The sequence below is a fragment of the Prosthecodimorpha hirschii genome, from assembly GCF_001305515.1.
In the GTDB taxonomy this organism is placed as follows: Bacteria; Pseudomonadota; Alphaproteobacteria; order Rhizobiales; family Ancalomicrobiaceae; genus Prosthecodimorpha; species Prosthecodimorpha hirschii.
This window is the reverse complement of record NZ_LJYW01000001.1, coordinates 2,889,139-2,914,457: the sequence shown is the minus strand read 5'-3', so window position 1 is coordinate 2,914,457 and position 25,319 is coordinate 2,889,139. Positions and strand designations below refer to the sequence as shown.

The 25,319-nt window shown below is 70.7% G+C and carries 26 protein-coding genes; 5 read left to right on the top strand and 21 right to left on the bottom strand.

Annotation, left to right across the window (positions count from 1 at the left end; all coding sequences use genetic code 11):
- Positions 1-87: 87 nt before the first annotated feature.
- The 21 genes from ABB55_RS12760 to ABB55_RS12660 all read right to left on the bottom strand — a co-directional run bounded on the left by ABB55_RS12760 (position 88) and on the right by ABB55_RS12660 (position 20,319).
- Complete coding sequence (locus ABB55_RS12760) at positions 88-1,440, bottom strand: sensor histidine kinase (RefSeq protein ID WP_054359143.1); 1,353 nt, start codon at positions 1,438-1,440, stop codon at positions 88-90.
- On the bottom strand, positions 1,433-2,869 hold the full coding sequence (locus ABB55_RS12755) for a sigma-54-dependent transcriptional regulator (RefSeq protein WP_054359142.1): 1,437 nt from the start codon (positions 2,867-2,869) through the stop codon (positions 1,433-1,435). Before ABB55_RS12755 ends, ABB55_RS12760 begins: the two co-directional genes overlap by 8 nt.
- A 193-nt stretch (positions 2,870-3,062) precedes the next feature.
- Complete coding sequence (gene hypE / locus ABB55_RS12750; protein WP_054359141.1) at positions 3,063-4,124, bottom strand: hydrogenase expression/formation protein HypE; 1,062 nt, start codon at positions 4,122-4,124, stop codon at positions 3,063-3,065.
- A complete protein-coding gene (gene hypD / locus ABB55_RS12745) occupies positions 4,121-5,281 on the bottom strand; it encodes a hydrogenase formation protein HypD (protein WP_054359140.1) in 1,161 nt (386 codons plus the stop codon). Before hypD ends, hypE begins: the two co-directional genes overlap by 4 nt.
- The gene (locus ABB55_RS12740) at positions 5,278-5,529 is read right to left on the bottom strand and encodes a HypC/HybG/HupF family hydrogenase formation chaperone (protein ID WP_054359139.1); all 252 of its coding nucleotides are present in this window, start codon (positions 5,527-5,529) and stop codon (positions 5,278-5,280) included. The genes hypD and ABB55_RS12740 overlap by 4 nt, the downstream gene beginning before the upstream one ends.
- Positions 5,530-5,531: 2 nt before the next feature.
- Positions 5,532-7,811, bottom strand: a complete 2,280-nt coding sequence (gene hypF / locus ABB55_RS12735; protein ID WP_152982025.1) for a carbamoyltransferase HypF — start codon at positions 7,809-7,811, stop codon at positions 5,532-5,534.
- A 4-nt stretch (positions 7,812-7,815) separates the two neighbouring features.
- Complete coding sequence (gene hypB, locus ABB55_RS12730; RefSeq protein ID WP_054359138.1) at positions 7,816-8,772, bottom strand: hydrogenase nickel incorporation protein HypB; 957 nt, start codon at positions 8,770-8,772, stop codon at positions 7,816-7,818.
- Positions 8,772-9,113: a hydrogenase maturation nickel metallochaperone HypA gene (hypA, locus tag ABB55_RS12725; RefSeq protein ID WP_054359137.1), complete on the bottom strand. Its 342-nt coding sequence runs from the start codon at positions 9,111-9,113 to the stop codon at positions 8,772-8,774. The genes hypB and hypA overlap by 1 nt, the downstream gene beginning before the upstream one ends.
- Positions 9,106-10,191, bottom strand: a complete 1,086-nt coding sequence (locus ABB55_RS12720; protein ID WP_054359136.1) for a hypothetical protein — start codon at positions 10,189-10,191, stop codon at positions 9,106-9,108. The genes hypA and ABB55_RS12720 overlap by 8 nt, the downstream gene beginning before the upstream one ends.
- A complete protein-coding gene (gene hybE, locus ABB55_RS12715; protein WP_054359135.1) occupies positions 10,188-10,688 on the bottom strand; it encodes a [NiFe]-hydrogenase assembly chaperone HybE in 501 nt (166 codons plus the stop codon). Before hybE ends, ABB55_RS12720 begins: the two co-directional genes overlap by 4 nt.
- Positions 10,681-10,869, bottom strand: a complete 189-nt coding sequence (locus ABB55_RS12710) for a rubredoxin (RefSeq protein WP_054359134.1) — start codon at positions 10,867-10,869, stop codon at positions 10,681-10,683. The genes hybE and ABB55_RS12710 overlap by 8 nt, the downstream gene beginning before the upstream one ends.
- Positions 10,866-11,723, bottom strand: a complete 858-nt coding sequence (locus tag ABB55_RS12705; protein WP_054359133.1) for a hydrogenase expression/formation protein — start codon at positions 11,721-11,723, stop codon at positions 10,866-10,868. Before ABB55_RS12705 ends, ABB55_RS12710 begins: the two co-directional genes overlap by 4 nt.
- Positions 11,720-12,166 (bottom strand): thioredoxin domain-containing protein, encoded by a 447-nt coding sequence (locus ABB55_RS12700; RefSeq protein ID WP_054359132.1) that lies wholly within the window; start codon positions 12,164-12,166, stop codon positions 11,720-11,722. The genes ABB55_RS12705 and ABB55_RS12700 overlap by 4 nt, the downstream gene beginning before the upstream one ends.
- Positions 12,167-12,262: 96 nt before the next feature.
- A complete protein-coding gene (locus ABB55_RS12695) occupies positions 12,263-12,553 on the bottom strand; it encodes a HypC/HybG/HupF family hydrogenase formation chaperone (protein WP_054359131.1) in 291 nt (96 codons plus the stop codon).
- A gap of 14 nt (positions 12,554-12,567) precedes the next feature.
- Entirely contained in the window at positions 12,568-13,167 is a 600-nt protein-coding gene (locus ABB55_RS12690) for a HupE/UreJ family protein (protein WP_054359130.1), read from the bottom strand.
- A 150-nt stretch (positions 13,168-13,317) separates the two neighbouring features.
- The gene (locus ABB55_RS12685) at positions 13,318-13,935 is read right to left on the bottom strand and encodes a HyaD/HybD family hydrogenase maturation endopeptidase (RefSeq protein ID WP_054359129.1); all 618 of its coding nucleotides are present in this window, start codon (positions 13,933-13,935) and stop codon (positions 13,318-13,320) included.
- 1 nt (position 13,936) lies between these two features.
- Positions 13,937-14,635: a Ni/Fe-hydrogenase, b-type cytochrome subunit gene (gene cybH, locus ABB55_RS12680; RefSeq protein WP_054362026.1), complete on the bottom strand. Its 699-nt coding sequence runs from the start codon at positions 14,633-14,635 to the stop codon at positions 13,937-13,939.
- A gap of 60 nt (positions 14,636-14,695) precedes the next feature.
- Positions 14,696-16,486 (bottom strand): nickel-dependent hydrogenase large subunit, encoded by a 1,791-nt coding sequence (locus ABB55_RS12675; RefSeq protein ID WP_054359128.1) that lies wholly within the window; start codon positions 16,484-16,486, stop codon positions 14,696-14,698.
- A gap of 110 nt (positions 16,487-16,596) precedes the next feature.
- Positions 16,597-17,685, bottom strand: a complete 1,089-nt coding sequence (locus tag ABB55_RS12670; protein ID WP_054359127.1) for a hydrogenase small subunit — start codon at positions 17,683-17,685, stop codon at positions 16,597-16,599.
- A gap of 187 nt (positions 17,686-17,872) precedes the next feature.
- Positions 17,873-19,321, bottom strand: a complete 1,449-nt coding sequence (locus tag ABB55_RS12665; protein WP_054359126.1) for a nickel-dependent hydrogenase large subunit — start codon at positions 19,319-19,321, stop codon at positions 17,873-17,875.
- Positions 19,318-20,319 carry an NADH-quinone oxidoreductase subunit B family protein gene (locus ABB55_RS12660; RefSeq protein ID WP_054359125.1) on the bottom strand — a complete coding sequence of 334 codons (1,002 nt, stop codon included), beginning with the start codon at positions 20,317-20,319 and terminating at the stop codon, positions 19,318-19,320. The genes ABB55_RS12665 and ABB55_RS12660 overlap by 4 nt, the downstream gene beginning before the upstream one ends.
- 245 nt (positions 20,320-20,564) lie before the next feature.
- On the opposite strand from ABB55_RS12660, the gene ABB55_RS12655 reads away from it, so the two are divergent.
- From ABB55_RS12655 to ABB55_RS12635, 5 genes are all read left to right on the top strand, one after another.
- Positions 20,565-21,464, top strand: a complete 900-nt coding sequence (locus ABB55_RS12655) for a LysR substrate-binding domain-containing protein (protein WP_054359124.1) — start codon at positions 20,565-20,567, stop codon at positions 21,462-21,464.
- Positions 21,465-21,616: 152 nt separating this feature from the next.
- On the top strand, positions 21,617-22,786 hold the full coding sequence (locus ABB55_RS12650; RefSeq protein ID WP_054359123.1) for an ABC transporter substrate-binding protein: 1,170 nt from the start codon (positions 21,617-21,619) through the stop codon (positions 22,784-22,786).
- Positions 22,787-22,958: 172 nt separating this feature from the next.
- Positions 22,959-23,837: a branched-chain amino acid ABC transporter permease gene (locus tag ABB55_RS12645; protein WP_054359122.1), complete on the top strand. Its 879-nt coding sequence runs from the start codon at positions 22,959-22,961 to the stop codon at positions 23,835-23,837.
- A complete protein-coding gene (locus ABB55_RS12640; RefSeq protein WP_083463573.1) occupies positions 23,834-24,877 on the top strand; it encodes a branched-chain amino acid ABC transporter permease in 1,044 nt (347 codons plus the stop codon). Before ABB55_RS12645 ends, ABB55_RS12640 begins: the two co-directional genes overlap by 4 nt.
- 10 nt (positions 24,878-24,887) lie before the next feature.
- The gene (locus ABB55_RS12635) at positions 24,888-25,310 is read left to right on the top strand and encodes a GlcG/HbpS family heme-binding protein (protein WP_054359121.1); all 423 of its coding nucleotides are present in this window, start codon (positions 24,888-24,890) and stop codon (positions 25,308-25,310) included.
- Positions 25,311-25,319 lie beyond the last annotated feature (9 nt).

Here is a 25,319-nt window from a genome sequence, read left to right as displayed (position 1 = left end):
CGGAGGCTTCAGCCGACCCTCTGCGGTTCGGCGCCCGCTGCTTCGGACGTCCATCCGTGGCATCAGCCGCCCGCGGCGCAGCCGCCCTCAGGGCTCCGGCCCGCGCTGGGGCAGGCGCAGCACGAAGCAGGCGCCGTGTGGCACCGGCCTCAAGGCGATCTCGCCGCCATGCTCGCGGGCGATCGAATAGGAGATCCAGAGGCCGAGCCCGGTGCCTTCGCCGACCGCCTTGGTGGTGAAGAAGGGCTCGAAGATCTTGTCCGCGACCGCCGGCGCGACGCCGGGTCCGTTGTCCTGGACGCGGACCTCGACCATGCCGTCCGCGGCCTCGACCGTCACGGCGACGGCGGGGTCGCGCTCGCCGGCGACCGCATCGAAGGCATTCTCGATCAGGTTGACCAGAACCTGATGCAGCTGGCCCTCGTGGCCGTCGACCAGCGCCCCGTCGCAGCCGTCGAAATCGATCCGCGTGCCGCCGCCCTTGGCGCGCGCCGCCCAGTTGGCGGCGTTGCGGGCGACCTTGTCGAGATCGACCGCCATCCGGTCGCCGGGCTTGGAGAAGGACAGACGGCGCAGGTTGCGGACGATGTCGCTGACCCGGACGGCGCCCTCCAGACTGCCTTCGAGCAGCGGGCCCAGATCCTCCATCAAGGGATCGATGCGCCAGGTGCGGCGCAGTTCGTTGGGATCGCCGCCCGCCGCCAGCGCCTCGAAGAAGCCGGTCAGGCGGCCGCGATAGCGGTCGAGCGTGTGGATGTTGCCGTAGACGAAGCTGATCGGGTTGTTGAGCTCGTGGGCGACGCCGGCGACCAGGCGGCCGAGGCTGGCCATCTTCTCCTGCTCGATCAGCTTGCGCTGCGCCTGCTGCAGTTCCTGATGCGCGCGGTGCAAGGCCTCGTAGGCCCGGCGCAACTCGCCGATCGGGCGGCCGGTCAAGACCGCGCCGGCATGTCGGCCGGCATGGTCGAGGCGCGGCGAGCAGGCGACGGCCATCAGGTCCGAAACCGCCTCGGCGGTCAGGAAGCGCACCTCGCGGTCGCTGAACTCGCCGGAGCCGCCGGCCAGATCCGTGGCGGCGGCGCGGTCGGCGGGTGCCAGCCGCGTCGCCAGCTTCGCGCCGACCAGGTCGGCGGCGGAGATCCCGGTCAGGCGGACGAAGGCCGGATTGACCTGCAGGATGGTGCCGTCCGCATCGACCACGACCAGGATGTCGGAGACCGAGGCGATCACGCTGGAGATGAAGGCCTGCGCCTCCTCCAGCTCGGCATTCTTGGCTTCGAGATCGGTCTCGTAGCGCAGGAGGTCGGAATAGACCTCGTCCATCTTGGCGATGACGTCCAGCCACAGCGCCTCGCCGGCGCCGTCCAGCCCCGCCAGTTCGCTGCCGGTGACCTGCTCGATCAGCCGCCCGGACCGATCCTTGCCGTCCCGCTCAGCCATCGCGGGCCTCCCGGCTGACCGCATAGCGCTCGATCTTGGCCCTGAGCCCGACGCGCGACAGGCCGAGTTCGTCGGCGGCGCGGCTGATATTGCCGGCATGGCGCCGCATGGTCTCCTCGATCGCCGCCCGTTCGAGCGCCTCGATCCGGTCGCGCAGCGCCGCGCCGGAGCCCGCGGGTGCGGCACTGGCCGGCTGCTGGCGGAAGCCGGGGGAGAGGAGATCGGTGCCGAGCGGTTCGTCGCTGTCGGACAGCGCCACCATGCGCTGGATCTCGTTGGCCAGTTCGCGCACGTTGCCGGGCCACGCATAGTCCGCGAAGGCGGCGAGCGTCTCCGGCGCGAAGCCGGCCACGCGCCGGTGGAAGTTGCGGTTGATGTCGTCGAGCAGGCGCGCGGCGATCGCCGGGATGTCGACCGCGCGGTCGCGCAGCGCCGGCATGTGGACCGGAAAGGCGGCCAGCCGATAGTAGAGATCGCGCCGGAAACGGCCGGCGGCGACCTCGGCGAGCAGGTCGCGGTTGGTGGCGGCGACGACGCGCACGTCGACCTTGCGCGGCCGCTGCGCGCCGAGCGGGCGGATCTCGCCCTCCTGCAGCACGCGCAGGAGCTTGACCTGGAAGGACGGCGACGTCTCGCCGATCTCGTCGAGGAAGATGGTGCCGCCGTCGGCCTCCTCGAACAGGCCGATCCGGTCCTGGTAGGCGCCCGTGAAGGCGCCCTTCTTGCAGCCGAACAGCTCGCTCTCCAGGAGTTCGTCCGGCAACGCGCCGCAATTCTCGACCACGAAGCGGCGCTCCGTGCGGCCCGAGCCGTAGTGGATCGCCCGGGCGAGCAGTTCCTTGCCGGTGCCGGATTCGCCGGTGATCAGGACCGAGATGTCGTAGCGCGTCGCGCGCCGGGCCAGCGCCACCACCCCGGCAACGGGGCTCGACCGTTCGTGCACGATCCGGTCGAACTCGTAGAGCCCGCGCTCGGCCTTGCGCCGCGCGTCGACCAGCGCGTTCAGGCGTGCCGGGCTCGGCTTGACCTCGCTCGCCCCGACCGCCTCGTGCTGCATGCGATAGAGGTCGGCCGCCTCGCGCACCCGGTCGAGCAGGTGGTCGGGATGCCAGGGCTTGGTGATATACTGGTAGATGCCGGCTTCGTTGACGCCCTGGATGATGTCTTCGCTGTCGGTATAGCCGGAGATGACGATCCGCACCGGATCCGGCCATTGCTCGCGCACGCGCTTCAGGAAGGCGATCCCGGTTTCGCCCGGCATGCGCTGGTCGCACAGGATCACCTGCACCATCTCGCCGGCCAGCACCGCGGTCGCCTCCTCGGTCGAGCGGGCGACCAGCACTTCGAACTCGTCGGCGAGCACGCGTTTCAGCGCTTCGAGCGAGCGGACCTCGTCGTCGATCACCAGAACCGTCGCCGGTTGCGCCACGTCGTTGCCTTCCGATCCCTGTCCGCCGCACCCGGCGGCCCCGGCGGCGCGCCTCCGGCCGACCCGGACACCGCCCGTCCTGGCGGCCGGAAAACCGCCGAACCCCGGCGGCCCGGATGCCGCGCCCGGGGACCCTGACACGGATCGGCGGCCTCCGAAACCATGCGGGTGATCCGGATTTCTCCCGATCCGGTCAGCAGATGCGCGGCAACTGCTCGCCCGACAGCCAGTCGACGATGCGGCCGCCGCCGAAGCTGGTCGTCATCTGGACGAACCGGCGCTCGTCGGCCACCACGGTCCCGATCAGCGCGGCATCCCGGCCGAGCGGATGCGCCCGCATCACGCCGAGGATCCGTTCGGCCGCCTCGGGCGCCACGACGGCGACCAGCTTGCCCTCGTTGGCGACATAGAGCGGATCGAGGCCGAGCAGTTCGCAGGCCGCGGCCACCTCGGCGCGCACCGGCACCGCCTCCTCGTCGATGCGGAAGCCGACGCCGGACTGGTGGGCGAGTTCGTTCAGCGTCGCGGCGAGGCCGCCCCGGGTCGGATCGCGCATGGTGCGCAGCGACGGTCCGGCCGCCGCCACCATGGCGGCGACGAGGCCGTGCAGGGCCGCGCTGTCGGAGAGGACGGCGGTCTCGAATTCCAGGTTCTCGCGGCTCGACATGATGGCGACGCCGTGATCGCCGATGGAACCGGACAGGATGACCGCATCGCCCGGCCGGGCGCGATCGCCCGACAGCGCGATGCCCTCCGGCACGACGCCGACCCCGGCGGTGGAAATGAACACGCCGTCGGCCTTGCCGCGTTCGACCACCTTGGTGTCGCCGGTGACCACCGGCACCCCGGCGGCGCGCGAGGCCGCCCCCATCGAGCGGGCGATCCGGTCGAGATCGCCGAGCGGGAAGCCCTCCTCGACGATGAAGCTCGCCGACAGGTAGAGCGGCCGCGCGCCCGCCATGGCGATGTCGTTGATGGTGCCGTGGACGGCGAGCGAGCCGATATCGCCGCCGGGGAAGAACAGCGGCGAGACGACGTAGCCGTCCGTGGTCATGACCAGGCGCTGGCCGGCCGGCAGCGGCAGGCTGGCCTGGTCGTTGCCCTGGTCGAGCCATTCGTTGGCGAAGGCGTCGCGGAAGATCTGGGCGACCAGATCGGCGCTGGCCCGGCCGCCGGAGCCGTGGCTCATGTCGACCCGGCCGTTGCGCAGGTCGAGCTTGCGGCGGAAGGCCTTGATCGGGCTCTGTGCGGTCATGATGCCCTCCTGACCGGTGCAGTCGAGGTCTTCTCGTGCGCCCGGAAGCGCCCATAGGTCCAATGCGCCGCGCAGGCGCCTTCCGACGAGACCATGCAGGCGCCCATCGGGGTCTCCGGCGTGCAGGTCGTGCCGAACAGGCGGCAATCGGCCGGCTTCTTCCAGCCGCGCAGGATGGCACCGCATTCGCAGGCCGGATTGTCGGCCGCCGGCTGGGTCTCGACCGCGAAGCGCACTTCCGCGTCGAATGATGCATAGGCGTCGCGCAGCTTCAGGGCGCTCTTCGGCATGATGCCGAGGCCGCGCCATTCGAAGGCGTCGCGCAGTTCGAAGATGTCTTCGGTCAGGCGCTGCGCGGCGAGATTGCCGGGCGTGGTGACGGCGCGGATATACTGGTTCTCGACTTCGCTGCGGCCCTCGTTGACCTGGCGGATCAGCATCAGGATCGCCTGCATCACGTCGAGCGGCTCGAAGCCGGCGATCACGACCGGCTTGCCGTAATGCTGGGCGAAGATCCGGTAGGGCTCGGTGCCGATGATGGTCGAGACATGGGCCGGACCGACGAAGCCCTCGACCGCGATCGGCGGCTCGCCCGCCGCGGCCGGCGTCTCCAGGATCGCCCGCATGGCGACCGGGGTCAGGACGTGGTTGCAGAAGATGGTGAAATTGGCGAGGCCCTTGGCCTCGGCCGCCTTCAGTGCGATGGCGGTCGGCGGGGTGGTGGTCTCGAAGCCGATCGCGAAGAAGACCACCTGGCGGTCGGGATTGGCCTCGGCGATGCGCACCGCGTCGAGCGAGGAATAGACCATGCGGATGTCGGCGCCGGCCGCCTTGGCCTTGAGCAGGCTGCCGTTGCGCGAGGCCGGCACGCGCATCAGGTCACCATAGGTGCACAGCGTCACTTCGGGGCGCATGGCGAGCCGGATGGCGTCGTCGATCCGGCCGATCGGCAGCACGCAAACCGGGCAGCCGGGGCCGTGGATCATGCGCACATTCGCCGGCAGCAGGTCCTCGATGCCGTAGCGCGAGATGGCATGGGTATGGCCGCCGCAGAATTCCATGAACGCATAGGTCCGGTCCGGCCGGGCCTCCGCGGCGATCGCCGCCGACAGCGACCTGGCGAGTGCGCCGTCGCGATATTCGTCGACATATTTCATGGCCGTGCCTCCGCCGCCGCCACCGCCGCCCCGAGCGCACCGGCTTCCGCCAGCAGCGCCAATGTCCGCTCCGCCTCGTCCGGATCGATCCGCGCGAGCGCGTGGCCGACATGGACGATGACGTAGTCGCCGGGCCGGACATCCTCGACCAGCGCGACCGAGATGGTCTTGACGACGCCGTCGAGGCTGATCCGGGCCATGCCATCCGGCAGAAGGCCGGTGACGAGCGCCGGTATGGCAAGACACATGACTATCCCTCCCTGAAGATCATCCGGCGGGCGAGAACCGCCTGGCCGAACGACAGGCCGCCATCGTTGGGCGGCAGTTTGACCGGCAGAAGCGGCTCGACGCCGCCCGCCCGCAAGGCGGCGTCGAGGCCTTCGGCCAGGACGCGGTTCATGAGGCAGCCGCCGCCGAGCGCGATGTTGTCGAGCCGCTGGGCGGCGGCCGCCCGGAGTGTCCAGGCCGCAAGGCCCGCGATCAGCGTGCCGTGGAAGAGCTCCGCCCCCCGCACCGGATCGGCGCGCAGGTCCGTCAGAGCGGCGAGCAGCGGCGCGAAGGAAAGCTGCGTTCCCTCGATCCGATAACCCTGGTCGAGCGCGCGCGGCGTGGCGACGAGCGCTTCCATCTCCATGGCGGCCTGACCCTCATAGGCCTGCCGGCCGGCGAGCCCGAGGAGGGCGGCGGCGGCATCGAACAGGCGGCCGAGCGAGGAGGTGGCGATCCGCTCGTGGCCGGCGGCGAGACGCGCGGCGAGCGGACCGGCGAGCGGTTCCTGTGCGAACAGGCGTCCGGCCTCGGCCCCGCGGCCGAGCCGGTGCAGGGCGGCGACGCCCATGCGCCAGGGCTCGCGCGCCGCCCGGTCGCCGCCCGGCAGCGGGAGGGCGTCGAGGCCGCCGAGCCGGCGCCACCCGGCCCCGTCCAGGCGGATCAGTTCGCCGCCCCAGGCGCCGCCGTCGTCGCCGAGCCCGTGACCGTCGAGCGCCAGCCCGAGCACCGGTCCGGCGATGCCGTGCTCGGCCGCCACCGCGGCGACATGGGCGGCATGGTGCTGAATGCGCAGGACCGGCAGGCCCATCGCTTCCGCCGCGAGCGTCGAGCGGTAGTCGGGATGCAGGTCGGCCGCGACCGCCTCCGGCCGGACGCCGGTCACGGCCAGGAGATGGGCGACGGTCTCGTGCCAGAAGCGCAGCGTTTCGGCGCCATCGAGATCGCCGATATGCTGCGACACGAAGGCCTCGCGTCCGCGCGTCACCGTGACGGTCGTCTTCAGATGCCCGCCCACCGCCAGGATGTCGGGGCCGTCCTCGGCCAGCGGGATCGGATCGGGCACGAAACCGCGCGCACGGCGCAGGAAGGCGGGGCGGCCGGCGACGATCTGCATCACGCTGTCGTCGGCGCGGGTGACGATCGGCCGGTCGTGGCCGACGATCAGGTCGGCGATGCCGGCAAGCCGCGCCCGCGCGTCGTCGTCATCGACCACCAACGGCTCGCCGCCCGGATTGGCCGAGGTGGCGACGAGAACGGCCGGATTGGGCGCGCGCCAGTCGTGACCGCCCCATTCGTGCCCAACCAGGCCGTCCGCGATTTCGGCGAACAGGAGATGGTGCAGCGGCGCATAGGCGAGGACGACCCCGACCCGGCCGAGCCGCGGCGACACCGACGGCGCCAGCCGGCCGGGCCGGGCCCGCATCAGCACGATCGGCCGGCCGGGCGTGGCGGCGAGGTCGGCTTCGGCTGTCGTCGGCTCGGCGACAAGCCCGACCGAGGCCGCATTGGCGACCATGACCGCGAACGGCTTGGCGTCGCGCCCCTTTCGTCGGCGCAAGGCCGCCACCGCGGCCTCGTCGGTGGCGTCGCAGAGGAGGTGGAAGCCGCCGATGCCCTTCAGCGCGACGATCCCGCCGGCCCGCAGGGCTGCCGCGATCTCGTCGACCGGATGCGTCAGGTGCGGACCGCAGGCCGGGCAGGCGACCGGCTCGGCATGGAAGCGGCGGTTGGAGGGGTCGGCATAGTCGGCCGCGCAGGCCGCGCAGAGCGGAAAGCCCGCCATGCTGGTCTCGGCCCGGTCGTAGGGCAGGCGCCGCGAGATGGTCCAGCGCGGGCCGCAATGGGTGCAGTTCACGAAGGGATAGCGGTGGAAGCGGCTCGCCGGGTCGAACAGTTCGTCGAGGCAGGCCGGGCAGGTCGCCGCGTCGGGCACGATGCGGGTCGCCGTCGGTCCGCCGCGGCTGGCCAGGATGGCGAAGCCCGCCGCCCGCTCGGCCGGGATCGGCTCGATGGCAAGGCCCTCGATGCGCGCGAGCGGCGGCCGCTCGGCCTGCAGCCGCGCCAGGAAGGTCGCGATTCCAGCGCCTTCGACCTCGATGGTGACGCCGTCCGGGCCGTTCAGGACGAAGCCGGCGAGGCCGCAGTCTGCCGCCAGCCGGTGCACGAAGGGGCGCATCCCGACCCCCTGCACGGCACCGGACAGCCGGACGCGGATGCGTTCGGCCATCGGGGCGGCAGGGGTGGCGGGGGCGATCGTCATGGCATCAGGCCGCGCTGGCGGTGGCGGGCGCCGGCTCGGAGCGCGCCGGCAGCGGAGCGGTCCGGGGCGCCCTCAGGGCGGCGGCGCGCGCCTCGATCCAGGCATAGAAGGCCGGCAGGCCCTCGCCGGTGCGTGCCGAGACGGTCAGGATCTGCAGGCGCGGATTGACCCTGAGGGCGGCGGCCATGCAGGCGGCGACATCGAAATCGAGATGCGGCAGCAGGTCGGACTTGTTCAGCAGCATCAGGTCGGCGGCCGCGAACATGTCCGGATATTTCAGCGGCTTGTCCTCGCCCTCGGTGACCGAAAGCACCACCACCTTGTGGGCTTCGCCGAGATCGAAGCCGGCCGGGCAGACCAGATTGCCGACATTCTCGATGAACAGCAGGCCGCCGCTGTCGATCGGCAGGTCGTCGAGCGCATGGCCGACCATGTGGGCGTCGAGATGGCAGCCCTTGCCGGTATTGACCTGGACGGCCGGCACGCCGGTCCGGCGGATGCGCTCGGCGTCGTTGGAGGTCTGCTGGTCGCCCTCGATCACCGCGATCGGGAAGCGGGCCTTCAGGTCTTCGAGGGTGCGGCAGAGCAGGGTGGTCTTGCCCGAACCGGGGCTGGAGACGAGGTTCAGCGCGAAGGTGCCGGTCGCGGCGAACAGCGCGCGGTTCTCGCGCGCATAGGCATCGTTCTTGGACAGGATGTCCCGTTCGATCCGGATCAGCCGGTCCTGCGACAGACCCGCGACCGCCACCCCGGCCGGCCCGGCGCCGGCATCGACCAGGCCGTGCGCGAGCCGCAGCCCGGCATCGTCGGCACCGTGGTCGTGGTGATGATGGTCGTGGTGATCGTGGCCATGGTGGTGATCGTGGTCGTGATCATGGTCGTGGCCATGCCCGTGATGGTGATGGGGGTGGCCGTGTCCGGCCTCCGTCGTATGGCCGCTGCAGCCGCACACCGTGCACATCACTCCACCTCCAGTTCGCGCAATTTCATTTCGTCGCCGGCGGTCATCTGGACCCGGTGCCGGCCGCAGTCCGGGCAGGCGCCGAACCGTTCGGTCAGCGGCACCGTCTTGCCGCAGTCCAGGCACCAGCCGGCGCCCGGAACCCGCTCGATGACCAGGCGCGCGCCCTCGACGCGCGTGCCGCGGCTGACCGCATCGAAGCAGAACAGCATCGCCTCGGGCTCGACATGGCCGAGCACGCCGATCTCCAGCACCACGGCCTTCACGCGGCCGAAATTCTGGCGCGCGGCCTCCTCGTCGATCAGGTCGACCACGCCCTGGCACAGCGCCATCTCATGCATCGGCGGCCTCCCAGACGATCCGGAACGGCACGCAGGGGTCGAAGGCGGCGACGCGGCGCGCCAGGACCCGCTCGGCGTCCCGTGCGGGATCGCCGCCCGACCCGTGCTCCACGGCCCCATGCTCCACGGCCCCGTGCTCCACGGCCCCATGGTCCGCGGGCAGGCCGACGAGCATGCGCGCGACCGGACCCTGCGGGTGAAAGTTCCATTCCGTCGGTGCCAGCACGCGGGCCTCCCGGATCCGTCCATCCGCCGCGATCGCGACCCGATAGTGCAGGCGTCCGCGCGGGCTTTCCACTGCGGCGAAACCCGCACCGTCGCCGAGCCCGCCGCCGGCGATCCAGGCCGGATCGGTCGCCGTGCCGTCGATTTCGGCGAGCGCGGCGCGGATCTCGGTCCGGCGGGCGCGGATCGCCATGCCGGGCGCGGCCGCCGTGTCGCCGCAGCGCGCCGCCGGGCCGGCTTCCGGACAGCGGGCCTCGAGCGCGGGACGGGCCGGAAAGTCGGGATCGGCGGCGAGGCCGGCGAGAATGGCCGGATCGTCGGCGCCGGTCAGCGGGTCGACCGGGTGTGCCGGCTCCGGCGGCACGGCGGTCGGCTTTGCCGTCCTGTCGCCGAGATCGAGCCTGGCGGCGGCTTCGAGAAGCGTCGCGGCGGGACGATCCAGGCTGCCCATGCCGCGGGCGAGCACCCGTGCGGCGGCCAGCATGTCGCGCAACCGGCGCCGGGTTTCGTAGCTGGCGAAGTCCGGCAGGGCCTCCGCCGCTGCCAGATGACCGAGATGCTCGGCCACCCGCTCGCCGGCGAGGCGCCGGATCCAGGCGGCCGTTTCCTCCGTCGGAACGGCGCGCCCCTGCGCCGCCGCACCGGCGAAGTGCAGCGCCGCGGCATGGGAGGCGCCGCAGGGACCGTGCAGCAGCGCCAGCATCGGCACGATCTCGCCGACGGTCCGCCCCGTGAAGCGCGATACGATCGACAGCGGGCGCAGGCTGCGGATGTCGGCCGCGCGCACCCGCCCCTCCGCGACCGTGACGCGGATCTCGACCCGGCCGGCTTCGGGGGCGGGCAGCGCATTCATGACGCCGCCTCGGTGGCGCGGCGCGGGAACAGCAGGCTGCGGCGGTCGGTCGGCCGCGCCAACTGCCGTTCGAGCAGCGGTTCGGGCGGCGCCGGTCGCTCGAACAGGGCCTCGAGCGCCGCGTCGGCGACGAGCCGCGTCGCGACCGGATCGTCGAACATGTCCATCGGCGAAAACAGCGAGGCCAGCGCGACGGTCCCGACCGGCCCGGCCTCGCCGACGATCGCCTCGACCGGCCCGGCCGGCAGGTCGAGCACCAGGGTCGCGCCCGCGGCCGGCATGCTGCGTGCCCGGGCCGGGACCGCGACCACGTTCATGAACCAGGGCGTCACCGCGACCCCGACGTGGAAGTCGCCATGCCGGCGGAAGTCCGTGACCTGGACCTCCAGCGTCGGATTGTAGATCGGCAGGTCGGCCATGCGCTCGGCCACGTCGCGCCACCAGGCGGCGAGGCGGGGGCCGGGATCCTCCGTCGGCTGGCCGGTGTCGTCACGCATCGTCGAGCCTCAGGAACTTCTCGCGCGGCATGTCGCAATGCGGGCAGCGCCATTCCTCCGGCAGATCCTCGAAGGCGACGCCGGGCGGCACCTGCCAGACCTCGTCGCCGATCGCGGGATCGTAGACGGTCCAGCAGACGCCGCATTCGAAGCGGGCGAGGCGCGTTGCCGTGTCGGTCATACGAAATAGGCCTCGTGGATCTCGCGCAGGCGCTCGGCGGAATCGCGGAAATCCTCTTCCGCCGCGCTGACCACCTCGGGCACGTCGCCGATCTCGATCGTGTCGAGCAGCACCGTGTCCATCGAATTGGTGAACTGGATCGACCAGACGCCGTTGATCGCGGTCGCCTGCGCCCGGCAATTGCCGTAGCCGCGCGAGACCAGCCGCACCGGCCCGGTGCCGAGCGAGGCCTGCAGGAAGTCGAGATCCTCTGGCGTCATGGGCAGGAGCGTCAGCGAGATGGTGCGCGGCGGATCGCCCGGCCGGCGGCTGAGCACGGCGTCGCGGATCTCGGCCAGCACCGGCAGGACGTTCATGGCGCCGTCCGGCGGGGTGGCGATCTCGAGGTCCGGCAAGGTCATGGCGGCGGCGCGGCGCACCGCCTGGGGCACGGCGGAAACCTCGGCATAGTCGGCGACCAGCCGGCCCCCGGCATCGGTGAAGCGGACGCGCCAGAGACCGGCCATCACGCTTTCCTGGATCTGGGCGACCACGCCGTCCGGCAACGCCACGGTCGCCGCCACCTCGCCCTCGCCGAGCACGTCGGCGACGAGCCGCATCTCCTCCTCGCCGAGCCGGCCGAGATCGAAGATCAGGCCCGGCGCGGTCGCGGTCTGGCGGTCGAGCGCATCGGCCAGCCGCGGCAGCAGGTCGGCGACGCGCGGGCAGCGCGCCACCAGGGCGGCCGCGTCGGAGGTCGCCAGGAAGCGCAGGCCGTCGCGGCCCTGTCGGGGCGACAGGTCGACCCCGCCGATCGGCAGGATGGCGAGCGGTGTGTCGGAACCTTCGGGGGCAACCCAGAATCCGGCTTTCATGCGGGGCTCCTGCGGCTCGAATGGGTGATCTCGACGCGCGGCCCGGAGGGCGCGGCCATGACCGGGGCATCGGGGCTCAGTTTCGGATCGATGGCGGCGAGATAGTCGACCCAGTCCATCACGCGCGGCATCACGGCGAGCGGCTCGCCGCCGCGGACCAGCGCCAGGCTCGGCAGGAGGCGGACGTTGAAGCGCGCCATCAGCGCGGTTTCGGCCGCACGCTCGACGCGCGCCGCGCGCAGCCGGCCAGGGAAGGCGGCGATCAGTTCGGGCAGGATCACCGCCACGTCGACGGCCTCGCCGCGCGCTTCCGGATCGCCGGTGAAGAACAGCAGGGCATGCGGGGGCTCGCCGGCGGCAGGCGCCAGGAACGCGTCCACGCTGGCGACGTCGACGGTCGGAATGCCGTGCCGTGTGGCCAGCGCGGCGATCAGGGGAGGCATGGCAAACTCCTCGGGACAAGGGGCGCGATGGGCGTGTCGGTCGACGGGATCAGCCGGAGACGGCGATCCGCCGGAGCCGTTCGGCGGGGCGGCCGCTCAGGCGAGATGGGCGGGCAGTTCGGGCTCGCGGTCGATCAGGTCGGCGAAGAGATGGTCGAAGGCCCGGCCGTCCAGGGCGGCGGCGAGCCCCTCCAGCGCCCGGTCGATCGCCTCGGCCTCGTCCGGATCGAGCACCCGGACGGCGCTGTCGATATGGATCAGGAGCCGGGTGCCGGCCGGCTGCGCCCCGACCAGCAGGACCGAGACCCGCCGGGTCTCGGGGCCGCGGCTGACCAGCGCGGTGAAACCGTCGCTTTCCACGACCGTCATGGGCACGCCGAGGCACATGGACCTGCTCCCGATCAGAGGCCGGCGAACAGGGCGAGGCCGGTCAGGGTCACGGCGGCGCCGGGAAGGCGCGCGAAGGCGCCGCCGGCCCGTGCACCGATCACGCCGAGACCGAGACCGCCGGCATGCAGGGCGGCGGTGGCGATCAGGAACCCGAGGCCATAGGCGACAGGCCCGGCCAATTCGGGCATCTCGGCGCCATGGGCATGGCCGTGGAACAGCGCGAACAGGGCGACCAGCGCGGAAGCGGCTGCGGTCGGGACACGCAGCTGCAGGGTAGCGATCAGCCCGAGCACCACGACCGAACCGGCGATGACCTGCTCGATGGCCGGGAGTTCGATCCCCGCCCAGCCGATCCCGGCACCCACCACCATGGCGGCCATGAAGGCGGCCGGGACGATCAGCATCGCCCGGCGCCCGAGCGAGGCCGCCCACAGCCCGACCGCCACCATGGCGGCCAGATGGTCGATGCCGGACAGCGGATGCATCAGGCCGGCCGCGAGGCCGCTATGGTCGTGCGGCATGACGCCGGTATGGGCCAGGGCGGCGCCCGGCACGAGGGCCAGACCCAGGCCCAGGCTTAGGACGGCTTTGGCGGCAAGACGGTTGTTCATGGCGGTTCCCCCTTCGGAACGTCGTCTGGAGTGTTTCGTTGGCGCGTCACGGATCCGGCAGGGCCAGGATCGGGCACGCCGTCATTCTGAGGCATCGACAGAACCCGGTGCCGGGCGGCGCCGCCCGAACGGCCGCAGCCGACCGGCGCTTCAGGCGGCCGGAGCGGAACCCGCGGCCAGGGTCCGCTCGTAGGCGGCATGGTCGATATCGTTGCCGAGGAGTTGCTGCTCCGGCGGCAGCGGGACCGTCCGGGGCCGGACCGCGATGCCCCAGCCGGCCAGGACCTCCACGGCGAGGTCCAGCGCCGGGGCGATCGCGGCGGCGACCGGCCCGGTCAGCGGCCCGCCCCAATCCTCCAGGTCGACCGGCTGGCAGCCGATCAACGCCAGGGAGTTCGGGTAGCGGCCGAGCAGGTCGGCGGCCGAGAGCACCTCCTGGAAGCCGGTCTGGTGCAGGCTCATCTTCTTGTTGCCGGTGAAGCGCGGCACCTCCGCGTCCCGGACGAGATGCACCGTGCCGGGCTCCAGCCCGTAGTCGATCGCGTCGAACACCAGCAGCAGGTCGTGCGAGGCGACGTGGTCGACCAGGTAGAGCCCCTGCGTGCCGCCATCCAGGATGGTGACCTCGGCGCCTGTCTCGAAGCGGCGGTGGAAGGCCTCCACGGTGCGCACGCCGAAGCCCTCGTCGGCCCACAGGATGTTGCCGATGCCGAGGACCAGCACCCGGGCGGCCGGCGATTGCGCGTCGTGCCCCGTCTCGGTGCCCATCTCAGCCCTCCCGCTCGTCGCGGAACTGCCGCTCGCCGGAGATCATGGTCGAGATCATGGTCTGCCGGGACATGATGTCCTCGCGGATCGCCGCATAGATGTGGATCACGGCGAACACCACGATCACCCACATGCCCAGATGGTGCAGCGTGTGCACGTCCTGGCTGTTCGGGAAGTAGGTGAAGACCCAGCCGAACAGTTTGGCCTGCCAGCTGTCGATGCCGGCGCCCTCCGAGTAGAGCGCGAAGCCCGTGACGATCATGAACGCCGTGAACAGCGTGAACATCAGGAACATCGCGACATGGGCGAGCGGGTTGTGCCCGACATACTTGTAGGGTTCCTTCTCCAGGAACATGTACCAGCGCAGCTCGCGCAGGATGCCGGCCCACCAGGTGCCGCTCCAGACCGGCAGGTAGAAGATCTGCCGGGAATGCCGGTTGCCGAAGAAGGTCCACAGGATGCGGCACAGGAAGCCGATCGCCAGGACGTAGCCGGCGGAGAAATGGGCGAAGCGGATATAGCCCATCAGGAAGTGGTCGGACGCCTCGCCGGGCATGGAGGGCAGCGGCGAGCCGATGAAGTAGCCGGTCACGGCCAGGACCACGATCGCCAGCGCGTTGGCCCAGTGCCAGATGCGCACCGGCGCCTCGTAGACGTAGATCGACGGGCCGGAGACGATGACGTGGTCGTCGGCATCCATCACGCCGCGCAGGACGGCGCGGCTGCGGTCGTCGGAGGTGACGCTCATGGCCGCCTCCCTCTAGCGCACGGTGACGGTCGCCATGTCCTGGCCGTCGGCCGACATGACGTGGGTGGAGCAGGCCAGGCACGGATCGAAGGAATGGATCGTGCGCAGGATCTCGAGCGGCAGCTTGGGATCGGCCATCGGGGTGTTCATCAGCGAGGCCTCGAAGGCGCCGATATTGCCCTTCGGGTCGCGCGGCGAACCGTTCCAGGTGGTCGGCACGACGCACTGGTAGTTGTCGATCTTGCCGTCCTTGATCTTGATCCAGTGGGCGAGCGCGCCGCGCGGCGCCTCGGTGAAGCCGACGCCCTTGGCCTCCTTCGGCCAGGATTCCGGCTTCCACTTGTCGGTATTGGCGGTCGACAGGTCGCCGGCCTTGATCGAGGCCATCAGCTTGTCCTGGAAGTAGCGCATCTGCTGCGCGGCCCAGACGCATTCCAGCGCGCGCGCCGCGGTGCGGCCGAGGGTCGAGAACAGCGCGGTCAGCGGCAGGCCGAGCGCGGACAGGAAGCGGTCGGTCGGCTCCTTGAACTCCGGACGCTTCTGGACGTAGCCGACCACGTAGCGGGCGAGCGGGCCGACCTCGACCGCGTGTCCCTTCCAGCGCGGCGCCTTGATCCAGGAATATTTGCCGCCCTCGTCGAGCTCTTCGATATTGGTGCGGGTGCCCTTGGCCTTCGGGCCGAGCACGTAGTTGGGCTCGGTGACGCCGTCCCAGGGATGCAGGCCCTTGCTCTCGTCCGAATACTTGTACCAGCTGTGGGTGACGTATTCCTGGATCTGCGCCGGATCGGCGTGATCGATCGGGAAGACTTCGTTCAGGTTGCCGTTGACGATGACGCCATGCGGCATCTTGAGCGACTTCGGCGAATAGTCGTTGGCATGTTCCGGCACGTCGCCATAGGCCATCACCGAGGTGCCCGACAGGCCGCCGCCATGCAGCCAGTCCTTGTAGAAGCTGCCGATCGCCTGCACGTCGGGCAGGTAGACCTGCTCGCAGAAGGCCAGAGTCTGGTCGATGATCGAGGAGACGAGGTTCAGCCGCTCCATGTTGATCGCGCCGACCGCGCCGGTGCCGTCGACATTGATGGCGCAGGGCACGCCGCCGACCAGCCAGTTCGGATGCGGGTTCTTGCCGCCGTAGATGGTGTGGATCTTGACGATCTCCTTCTGGAAGTCGAGCGCCTCCAGATAGTGGGCGACCGCCATCAGGTTGGCTTCCGGCGGCAGCTTGTAGGCCGGATGGCCCCAATAGCCGTTCTTGAACGGCCCGAGCTGCCCGGACTCGACGAATTTCTTCAGCCGGGCCTGCAGGTCCTTGAAGTAGCCCGGCGAGGACAGCGGCCAGGACGAGATCGACTGCGCCAGCTCCGAGGTCGCCTTCGGGTCGGCCGACAGCGCCGAGACCACGTCGACCCAGTCGAGCGCGTGCAGGTGGTAGAAATGAACGAGATGATCGTGCACCTGCAGCGTCAGCTGCATGATGTTGCGGATCGTGTTGGCATTCTCAGGGATATCGATCTTGAGCGCGTTCTCGACCGCCCGGACCGAGGTCAGCGCGTGGGTGCCGGTGCAGACGCCGCAGATGCGCTCGGTAAAGGCCCAGGCGTCGCGCGGATCGCGGTTCTTCAGGATGACCTCGATGCCGCGCCACATCGTGCCGGTCGAGACGGCGTTGCGGATGACGTTCTGGTCGTCGACATTCACCTCGACGCGCATATGGCCTTCGATGCGGGTGACCGGGTCGACGACGACGCGCTTGCCCGAATTGTCGAGCGTGTAACCGTTCGGAGTCTGGATGCCCATGGCGGCGCTTTCCTCGGATTGTCGTTGGGGGGCGGGCCCTCGGGCCCGCCGGACGGCGTGCGGCTCGGGTGCGCCGGCGCAGGCGAGGCCTGCTGCGGGCACCGGCGCGTTCAGGCGTCCGTCTTCTCGGTCGGCTTCCCGGTCAGACGCTTGACCGCCGTGGCGGCGGCATGGACCGCGACCGCCGCGCCGACCACGCCGGCGACCGCGCCGCCGACCTGATCGGCGTTCCGCTCGACGCCGAACTGCGTGATGGTGGTCAGCCGGTCGTAGAAGGAGCCCTTGTCCCAGAAGCCCTCTTCCGAGCAGCCGATGCAGCCGTGGCCGGACTGGATCGGGAAGGAGACGCCGCCGTTCCAGCGCGTGGTCGAGCAGGCGTTGTAGGTGGTCGGGCCCTTGCAGCCCATCTTGTAGAGGCAGTAGCCCTTGCGGGCGCCGTCGTCGTCCCAGCTCTCGACGAACTGGCCGGCGTCGAAATGCGGCCGGCGATAGCACTTGTCGTGAATGCGCTGGGAATAGAACATCTTCGGCCGGCCCTGCCGGTCGAGCTCCGGCAGGCGCCCGAAGGTGGTGATGTAGGTGACGACGCCGGTCATCACCTCGGCGATCGGCGGGCAGCCCGGCACCTTGATGATCGGCTTGTTCTTGATCACCTTGTCGATCGGGGTCGCCTGGGTCGGGTTCGGCTTGGCGGCCTGGACGCAGCCCCAGGAGGCGCAGGCGCCCCAGGCGATGATCGCCATGGCGTCCTCGGCCATCCATTTCAGCTTCTCGACGAAGGGCTTGCCGCCGTCGATGCAGAACATGCCGTCCTCGTTGAGCGGCGGATTGCCCTCGACGGCGAGGATGTACTGGCCCTTGTACTTCTGCTTGGTCTCTTCGAGGATCGCCTCGGCCTGATGGCCGGCGGCCGCCATGATGGTGTCGTCATAGTCGAGCGAGATCATCGACAGCACGACATCCTTGACCAGCGGATGCGCCGAACGGATGAAGCTTTCCGAGCAGCAGGTGCATTCCAGCCCGTGCATCCAGATGACCGGCGTGCGCGGCTTGGTCTCCAGCGCCTCGGCCATCTCGGCGGCGGCGATCGGCCCGAGGCCGAGGCTCGCGGCGGTCAGATTGCAGAACTTCACGAAGCTGCGGCGGGTGATGCCCTGCCGGCGGATGACCTCGTAGAATGTCTCGGTGGCGGCTGCCATGTCGTCCCCCCTCCCTTTCTCGGCTGCTCGTTGGCAGGAAGCCTGATCGCAAGAGCCGTGCCGGACGGGGGTCAATTTTGATTGTTTCTAAAAATCAATCGGTTGCCGAATCGCGCCGCCGGCAGGGCGGTCGCCGACCGGAAACTGCATTTCCACTGGCGAAAAGCGAGTGACCACCCGGCCGCCCTCAATGGGCGGTGCAGACCATGCAGGGATCGAAAGACCGGACGACGTGCTGCACCGCCACCGAGCGGCCCGGCTGGTCGCCGACCGGCGTGCCGACCAGGGCCTGTTCGAGCGGGCCGGGCCGGCCGTCTGCGTCGCGCGGCGAGAAGTTCCAGGTCGTCGGGGCGACGATCTGGTAGCGCTGGATGCGGTCGCCGCGCACCACGACCCAATGGCCGAGCGCGCCGCGGGCGGCCTCGACCAGGCCCTCGCCGGTGCCGTCGCCGAAACGCACGGTCTCGGGCGCGCAGAAGGCCTCGCGCAGGTCGAGCGCCCGGACCCAGCCCTCGACGGCCAGGATCAGGCGCGCGGTCTCGACCATGCGGGCGAGGATGCGGGTCGTCACCGTGGTGGCGCCGTCGCGCTCCAAAAGCGCGCGGATCAGCGGCTGCCCGTCGACCGCCTGCCGCGCCACCGCGCCGACCTCGACCGGCCGTCCGTCGAGCCGCGGCGCCTTGGCGAAGCTGTAGCCGTCCGGACGGTCGACATCGGGCCGCGTCTCGCCGCGGGCGGGATGCAGGGCGGGACCCTCCTGCATCCAGGCATGCGACAGGTCCTCGGCGATCCGATCCGGGTCGAGCGGCCGCCAGCCGTCCTGGGCTTCGGTCACGCCGCCGGCGAACAGCGCGCCGTCCTCGCCGTGATAGGCGCCGAAGCTCATCAGCGGCCCCGGGCCGCGGCCGAGCCGGTCGCAGCCGGTCGCCGCCGCGATGCGCAGGAAATGCGGCAGGTCGGCCCGCCCGGCCTCGGCATAGGCGGCGAGCCCGTCCGCGGTCTCGATGGACAGGAAATCCTCGACCGGCCCGCCGAGCACGATCCGTTCGAAGGCCGCGCGGAAGTCCCGCCAGGTGCCGGCGAGCCGCATGCGCGCGCCGAGATCGAGCGCGCGGGTCGTTCCGCCCGGCTGGAAGGCGAGGCTGTGCGGCCACTTGCCGGCGATCAGCCCCATCACATGCAGGAGCCGGGCGCGCACCGGCAGGATCTCCGCCGAGGCCGCGCCGGTCTCCGCGGCGAAACGCTCGACGGCGGCCGGGTGCCAGGCGGCGCCGGCATAGTCGGGCCGGGCGAAGTCGGGCATGAAGAAGACCGCGAAATGGGTCAGGTGGTCGGCGATATTCTCGGCCGCATGGGCGATGTTGGCGGCGAGCACGCCGTTCGGCGCCGCGACCGTGCCGGACACGGCGCGCAGAGCCGCCACCGCCGCCATCGACTGCGAGACCGAGCAGATGCCGCAGATGCGCGGCGCGATCACCAGCGCGTCGGCCGGCGCCCGTCCGACCAGGATCTGCTCAAAGCCGCGATAGAGCGGCGTCGTCACCCGCGCCTCGCGGACGACGCCGTCGTGGCTCTCGAGCCTGACCTCGAGATCGCCTTCGACCCGGTTGAACGGCCCGACGATGGTGCGCGTCATCGCGTGCCCGGTCCCCGGCCCGGCGGCACGACCGGCCGGTCGGCACGGGCATTGTCGCGCACGCGTTTCGGGGTTGCCGATTTCGAGAGCGCGGCGAGCGCCACGAACCAGGCCTTGGGCATGTCGAGCGGCAGGCCGACCGGGATGCCGGCGATCTTCGGCGTCGCCAGGAAGCCGCGGGTATTCTCGAAGCCCGGCGCCGTGCAGGCGACGCAGGCATAGCCGCCGTCCGTGCAGGTGCCGCCGCCGTTCCAGCTGCGCTGATTGCAGTCGCCGACCGCCTGGGTCGCCTTGCAGCCCAGATTCTCCATCATGCAGCCGCGATCGGAGGGGCGTTCGGCGCTGGCCTTGAACTCGTAGAACTCGTTGCGGCTGCAGCCGTGATGGGCGAGATGGTCGGCGAAGAAGCGCGGCCGGCCGAGCGCGTCGAGATCGGCCGGGCCGATCAGCCCGGCCGCGACGGCCTCCAGCGTCTCCATGATCCAGCCCGGATGCGGCGCGCAGCCGGAGACGTTGATCACCGGCATGCCGCTCCGTGACCGGAACTCGGTGCCGAGCACGCCGCCGGGGCCGCGCGCCGTATGCTGCAGGCCGCGCGCGTCGGTCGGATCCGGATCGCCGGCCGGTATGCCGCCGAAGGCCGCGCAGGAGCCGACCGCCACCACCGTGCCGGCGCGCGGGGCAAGCGCGCGCACCCAGTCGAGCATGGTCCGGCCGGTGCCGGCGAAGCGGTTGAACCGGCCGGTGCCGTTCGGGCCGCACAGCACCGCGCCTTCCAGGCAGAGGATGTCGAGCGGTTCGGCGCCGCTTTCGATCCGCTCCAGCCGCTCGATCACCTCCGCGCCGGTGGCGAGGCTGACCGAGGGGTGCCAGACGAGATCGATGCCGACCGCGTCGAGCTCCGCCGACCAGCCGCGCGCGCCGCATTCGAGCACCGCCATGGTGCAGCCGCCGCAGCTGCCCGCCTGCAGCCAGAGAAGAGTGGATCGGTCCGCCATCCGGTCGTCGCGGCTCCCGCCCGCCGATTGCCGCGGCTCCCGCCGCCGCCCGCCGCCGAGACGACGGCGCCTGCGCGGACTATCGCGGATCGACCGGTCCCTCCGCAAGCCGGCTCGGCGACGGGGCTGCAAACCCGGCGACCGGGCACACCGTATCAACCGACCGGCCGTCCGCCGTGGCGGGCGGGCGCGTCTTGCGGCAGGATGGCGGGCGGTCCGGCGGGCGGCCGGGGGAGGGGCGGCCTGTGCTGACATTGCGCCAGATCGAGGTCATCCGGGCGGTGACGATCGCCGGCACGGTCGCGGGGGCGGCCAAGCTGCTCGGCGTCTCGGCGCCCGGTATCAGCCGCCTGATGAAATACACCGAGCGTTCGCTCAACCTGAAGCTTTTCGAGCGCAAGCAGAATCGCTATTTCCCGACCCGCGAGGCCGAGGACATCTTCGAACAGATCAACGCCGTCTATGCCCGCGTCGAGGATCTGCAGACCACCCTGCGCCGGATCGAGCGCGGCAGCGGCATCGACTTCCGCCTCGCCTCGGTGCCGTCCATGTCCAACGTCATGGTGCCGCGCGCGCTGCACCGGTTGCGCGGCGACTATCCGGACCTCGCCATCGACCTCGACATCGTCAAGGTGCAGGAGGCGCAGGACTATCTGCTGCTCGGCCGCTGCGAACTGGTCGTGCTCAGCTACGGCTTCGAGCATCCCGGCATCGCCATGGTGCCGCTCGCCGTCGGCAGCCTGCGCTGCATCGTGGCGCGCGACCATCCGCTCGCCGCGCAGGATGTCGTCTCCGCGGCGGAGATCGCCCGCCATCCGCTGGTCGGCGTCAGCCCGGACGATCCCTACGGCCGCAACGCCACGGAGATGTTCCGGCGTGCCGGCATCGCCTTCGAGATGACCATGACGGTGCGCTTCGGCGTGACCACCACCGGTCTCGTCCGCTCCGGCCTCGGCATCGCCATCGTCGACCAGTTCGCGGTCGCCGGCGGCGACCTGCCGGGCGTCAGGGTGCTGCGCATCCGCGAGCCGACCCGGTTCGAGCCGGTCGTCGCCGTCCGGGCCGACCGGCCGCTGTCACGCCACGGCGAACGGTTCCTGAAGCTCCTGCGCGAGGAAATGGAGGCCGAAGCCCGCCAGCCGTAACATGATGTTATGTCTGCCGCATCAAACGGTCATCGCGATAGGCTCCCGGCCGTGCTAGCAATGACGCTTCGGCTGTGCCTCGAGCGCGGCCGCAAGGTCAAGAATGGCGCTTCGTCCCGGCACCGGCAGACGAAGCCCGACGGGAGGTAAACATGCTTGGTCTGACCCATTTCGCCGCGCGTCGCGGCGTGCTCGGCGGCATCGCGCTGGCCGGCGTCCTGATGGCTGCCGGCCTGCCGGCGCGTGCGGCCGACACGATCTTCATCCCCAATGTCGTGGAACTGTCCGGCGCCGGCGCGGTGTCGGGCACCAACTGGCGCGACGGCATCACGCTCGCCGTCGAAGAGATCAACGCGGCCGGCGGCATCCTCGGCAAGAAGCTCAACGTGCCGCATCTCGACACCCAGAGCGACGCCAGCATCGCGCGCGCCCAGGTGCAGAAGGTGATGGACGACAAGCCCTATGTCATCCTCGGGCCGGTCTTCTCGGGCTCGGTGCTGGTGACCATGGCGCTCGCCCAGCAGAACGAGGTCGCCGAGATCGTCGGCGGCGAGGCGGCGGCGATCACCCAGCGCGGCAACGCCTTCGTGTTCCGCACCTCGTTCGGCCAGCAGTTCTCGATGCCGAAGATCGCCAACTACATCCGCGACGGCCTCAAGGCCAAGTCGGTCGCCGTGCTGTGGGTCAACAACGACTTCGGCAAGGGCGGCCGCGACAACTTCACCAAGGAGATGCAGGCGCGCGACATCAAGGTCGTCGCCGACATCTCGACCGAATCCGGCCAGGTCGACTTCGCCGCCGACGTGGTCAAGCTGAAGGCCGCCAATGCGGACGCGATCTTCGTCTACACCAACGAGGAGGAGAGCGCCCGCTTCCTGAAGGAGGCGCGCAAGCAGTCGCTCAAGGGCGCGCTGATCGGCGAGACCACGCTTCTGTCGCAGAAGGTGATCGAACTGGCCGGCGAGGCCGCCAACGGCGTGCGCGGCCATGTCGGCCTGTCCTCCGACGCCCCGGTCCCGGCGCTCGCGACCTTCGCCGAGAAGTTCAAGAAGCGCTTCAACTATGCCAACGACCACAACGGCATCAAAGGCTACGTGGCCGTCTACGCGATCAAGCATGTCACCGAGAAGCTCGGCAAGTTCGACAGCAAGGCCTTCGCGGAAGCGCTGCACGGCATGACCATCACGCCCGACAAGGAACCGGGCATCCTGATGGAAGCGACCTGGGACAAGAACGGCGACATCGACCGGGCGAGCTTCCTGGGCGAGGTCGTCGCCGGCAAGCAGAAGATCGTCGAAGTCCTGCCCAAGCTGAACAAGTGACCTGACCGGCCTCCGCCGGGGCCCGTTCGGGGCCCCGGTGGCTGCGGTGGCCGGACGCGCCGACGACAGCCGCCGCGCCGCGCGGCCGATCTGCCGGCTGTTCGCGCCCGCCTGCCCGGCTATCCGCCACCCGCCCGTGCCGCCGTCCGCGCTCCGCGCCAGGGACCCGACCATGGCCTCATTCCTGCAATTGCTCGTCTCCGGCCTGGCGACCGGCGCCATCTATGCGCTGGTGGCGGTCGGCTTCTCGCTCCTCTGGCAGACCTCGCAGACGATCAATTTCGCGCAGGGCGAATTCGTCATGGTGCCGGCCTTCTTCGTGCTGGTCGCCATGCATGCGCTCGGACTGCCCTTCTGGGCGTCGGCCATCGTCGGGATCGCGGCCGCCGCGCTGGTGCTCGGCCTGCTCTTCAAGCGCATCATCGTCGACCAGATGCTGCGCCACGGCGTGCTGCCGCTGGTCGTCTCCACGATCGCCTTGTCGCTGTTCATGCGCGAGGCGGTGAAGGACTTCTATTCCTCGCAGGCGCAGCCGTTTCCGTCGCTGGTCGCCGATCGCGACATCTCCCTGTTCGGGGTCGTCTTCTCGGCCCAGAGCCTGGCCTTGCTGGTGGTCGCGGTGGCGATCGTCGCCGCCCTGCACGTCTTCCTGCAACACACCCGCTTCGGCCGCATGATGCAGGCGACCGCCCAGAATCCGACGGTGGCGCGCATCCTCGGCATCGATGTCGAGCGCATGATCCTGACCACCTTCCTGGTCAATGCGGTCCTGTGCGCGATCGCGTCGATCCTGATCAGCCCGATCTATCTGGCCAAGTTCACCAATGGCGAGACGCTCGGCCTCGCCGCCTTCGTGGCCGCGATCATCGGCGGCTTCAACCAGGCGCGCGGCGCCATGGCGGGCGGCATCCTGCTCGGCGTGCTCGACAATCTGTGCGCCGCCTACATGTCGGCCCAGTACCGCTCCGCCGTGCCGCTGATCCTGCTCGTCCTGTTCATCCTGTTCCGCCCGCAGGGCCTGATGGGCCGCGTCGAGGAGCGGACCGTATGAGCCTCGCCCGCATCCTCGGCCTTCTCGCCGTCCTGGTCGCCGTCGGGCTGCTGATCGCCGCCCCGACCATGCTGCGCTCCTACGGCGTCTATCTGCTGGCCCTGTGGTCGGTGACCACCATCGCGGCGCTCGGCCTCAACCTGACGCTCGGCTATGCCGGTCAGATCTCGCTCGCCCAGGGCGCCTTCGTCGGCATCGGCGCCTATACGGTCGCGCTCGCGACCGCGGCCGGCGTTCCCTATTTCGTCGCCTTCCTGGGCGCCGGGCTGATCACCTTCGCGGTCGGCTGGTGCCTCGGCTACCCGGCGCTGCGGGTGCAGCACCATTTCCTGGCTTTCGTAACGCTCGCCTTCTCGACGCTGGTCTTCCTGGTGCTGCGCAACGAGCAATGGCTGACCAACGGCATCTACGGCATCAACGACATCGCCCGGCCGAAGGTGTTCGGCCTGTCGACCAACCGCAACCCGGACTTCTACTATTTCGCGCTCGGCATGCTGGCCTTGTTCGCCGGACTGCAATGGTGGATGCTGCGCTCGCCCTGGGGCCGCGCCTTCGTGGCGATCCGCGAGAACCCGCTGCGCGCCGCCTCGCTCGGCATCGACGTGCGCCGCTACACGCTGATGGCCTTCGCGATCGGCTCGGCCTATGGCGGCTTCGCCGGCGCCCTCTATGCGCCGCTGGTGCAGTTCATCGAGCCGAATTCGTTCCAGCTGACCTATTCGCTGAAGCTCCTGCTGATCGTGCTGGTCGGCGGCGCCGGCTATTTCATCGGCCCCTTCTTCGGCGCGATGATCGAGATCCTGCTGCCCGAATGGCTGCGCTTCACGCAGGGCTACTACCTCCTGATCTATGCGACGCTGGTGGTGCTTCTGATGGCTTTCTGCCCGAAAGGCCTGGTCGGCGCGGTCGCGCTGATCGCCGAACGCCGGCGCAAGCCGCCGGGTCGCGCGGCCGGCCCCGGCGGAACGCTCGGCCCGGGCGGCGCCGCATCCGGCCCGGCCGGCCCCGCCGGCGCGGCACCCGCATCCCCCTCCCGATAGGACCCCGTCCATGCGCCTCGCCAAGACCCTGTCCGATGCCGATGCGCGCGTCGCGCTCGACGCCATGCGGGCGGCCCTCGCCGATCGCGGCAAGACCGCCGTGCTGGCGGTCGCCGACGATCACGGCGAGCCGATCGCGCTGCTGCGCCTGGACGGCGCGCCGCTGAGTTCGGTCGCGGTCGCCACCAACAAGGCCTTCTCGGCCGCCCGTCTGCGTCGGCCGTCGGGCGAGACCGGCCGTCGCGTCCGCCATCCGGAGACCGGCTTCGACATCGCCTATTACGGCGACCCCCGCTATGTCGGCTGGGGCGGCGGCCTGCCGGTCCTGGTCGACGGGGCCGTGGCCGGTGCGGTCGCGGTGTCCGGCCTGACCGATGCCGAGGACGAGGAGATCGCCGCCATCGGCATCGCCGCGATCCTCGCCGCGCTCTGACCCGTCTCG